Here is a 2138-nt window from a genome sequence, read left to right as displayed (position 1 = left end):
CGTCGTGAATGAGAGTTGTTTCATGGATATGTCTGTTGATTGTTGTCTGACCTTGATTATGTCAATATTGTGCTTTGACGGGAATAAATCAGAGTTTCCCTAGGTGAGGTTTGTTATAAACGAATTACTCGGCGTTTGCGTTAACAAGCCAATCATCAAGCACTTGCTTCAATTTATCTAATTGCTCTTGATGTTTTGCTTGATTCTTTGCCAATTTGTATATGTTCTGCAACTTCCAACGAATCGCTGGCAAGTCTGCTGCATTAGGATAATCAAACAATGCCCAGTCAGGCTGCCCTCTTTTGAATGACATGAGGAAGGCATGATCCCTTTCAGTGAAATGTTTTTGCAGTTCAAGTAACATGATAGGCCTAACAGAGGCTAAGTCTTCGCATTCAACTTTTTCAAAAGTCATTCCGTCAAATTCTGCCTGAAATTTCTCATTCAGAGGCTGCCAGTTTGGCGACATGACTTCATTAATAGGCCGAGGATGACTTAGTGTATAGGTTAAAAAGCCCACTAAAATCTCTCTCGAAATCCCTTCACTGCCAAGTAACATACGCACATCAAATAAGTCGCGAGGATGTTGGCGATCCATTGCAGCACACAATTTCCCACCATACAGATCGGGAAGACTGACTACCTGAATCTCAGCATAACCAAACTCGTCTTCAACAGACTCTTGAACTGGCATTATCTCTGCACTATGCAATGTACCTCTGGCGACGGGCGACACTTCAATTTTGATTGTCGCAACCGGACTTGATACAACGATTCTCAGGTCATCAGCTTTATTTTCCTGAAATGCCGCTCGGATATCTGGTTGAGTATTGATTCTGTCTGTAATGCGCTGCAATGCAGCCCTGACATTAACCAAAGCCTCATCTCTTGGTTCAAGTGGAAGATAAGCAAGATCAATATCTACAGATAACCGAGGAAAATCTCTCACAAATAAATTAATAGCGGTGCCACCTTTAAGTGCAAAAACTGTCTCTGTTGCTACCACAGGAAGCATTCTTATGAGCAAGGAAACCTGTTTGTAATATGGGCTATCTTTATCCATTATGTTGTTCACCTTTTTTGACGCTTAATATCTCTGGCACTGTGATTTGATATCGCTCATCAAAACGTCCTTTTTCGACAACCTGCCGCTTTCCTGCACCCAATTTAATTCTTGTTTCATCTATGCGATTGACCCACTGGTGATCGTAGTACCGACCCAGAAATAGAAATATTCGGTTTGCCTGAACAGAGCTGCTTCGCTCAAGAATATCTTGTACTTTTCTAGGGCTAAGATTGACTAAACCCTGAAATAATTCTGCGACATGCTCAAATGAAATCAGCTTCCCAATCGCGTCTACCACTTCATAGGCAGCAAGTTCTGCACAACTGACAGTGAGTTCTTTCTCTTTAACCGTGATCCTTTTCAAATCTTTCTCGGGATTCACTTCAAGCTTATGGCTTCCACAGTAAAACCAATTCTGATAAGGGAATTCACGAAACCATTTTGGTAAGGACGACTTGTTTTTAACGCAAATCCAAACTTGCTCTTTGTTCAGCTGTAAATAGTGACTCAGTCCCTGGTGAGTTAAGCTGCTCAATCCAGCCAAATGAACTGAAACGCCCAATTGCACATCTAATGCTTGAATGGCATCAACCCAAGTTGGCTTTATATCGCCCTGTGCATCTGGACGATAATACACGCCAGAACATAGCTTCTTTAGCCAACCGTTCTGCGCGTACTTTTGAGCCAAGGAATAGCTCACACCGTTTTCAGTCAGCCATTGCTGAAGTACTAGCGCACCAGGAGAAGTATGAGCAACAAGCCAGTTTATTTTAGATGGCATTTTAACACCCAAGGTATGAATATCACGAACAGTATAAACCATCTAGTTTATTTTGACAGGGTTTTAACACCTTTGGTATTAATATACCAAATAATGTAAACCAAACCCGCTAATGCGGCGTTGTTGAAATGAAAAGGTCTACACAACATCACCAATAACCCGATGTTGTGTAGACCTAGTTTGATTACCTTAGGAAACTCTGATTTATTCCCGTCAAAGCACAATATTGACATAATCAAGGTCAGACAACAATCAACAGACATATCCATGAAACAACTCTCATTCACGACG

General features: G+C 41.3%; 3 protein-coding genes. All 3 read right to left on the bottom strand.

The genetic code is table 11. From position 1 onward, the window contains the following. Positions 1-124 precede the first annotated feature (124 nt). Positions 125-1063, bottom strand: a complete 939-nt coding sequence (locus tag BOW06_RS12795; protein ID WP_043116933.1) for a nucleotidyl transferase AbiEii/AbiGii toxin family protein — start codon at positions 1061-1063, stop codon at positions 125-127. Further along, positions 1056-1847, bottom strand: a complete 792-nt coding sequence (locus BOW06_RS12790) for a type IV toxin-antitoxin system AbiEi family antitoxin (RefSeq protein ID WP_078454872.1) — start codon at positions 1845-1847, stop codon at positions 1056-1058. Before BOW06_RS12790 ends, BOW06_RS12795 begins: the two co-directional genes overlap by 8 nt. A 47-nt stretch (positions 1848-1894) precedes the next feature. Then, positions 1895-2138, bottom strand: a 244-nt coding sequence (locus tag BOW06_RS13155) for a hypothetical protein (RefSeq protein WP_218669245.1), incomplete at its 5' end; no start/stop codon positions are given.

The sequence above is a fragment of the Solemya velum gill symbiont genome (assembly GCF_002020255.1).
Lineage (GTDB): Bacteria > Pseudomonadota > Gammaproteobacteria > Chromatiales > Chromatiaceae.
Note: the sequence above shows the minus strand (reverse complement) of the source record. Positions and strands in the feature narration are given on the sequence as shown.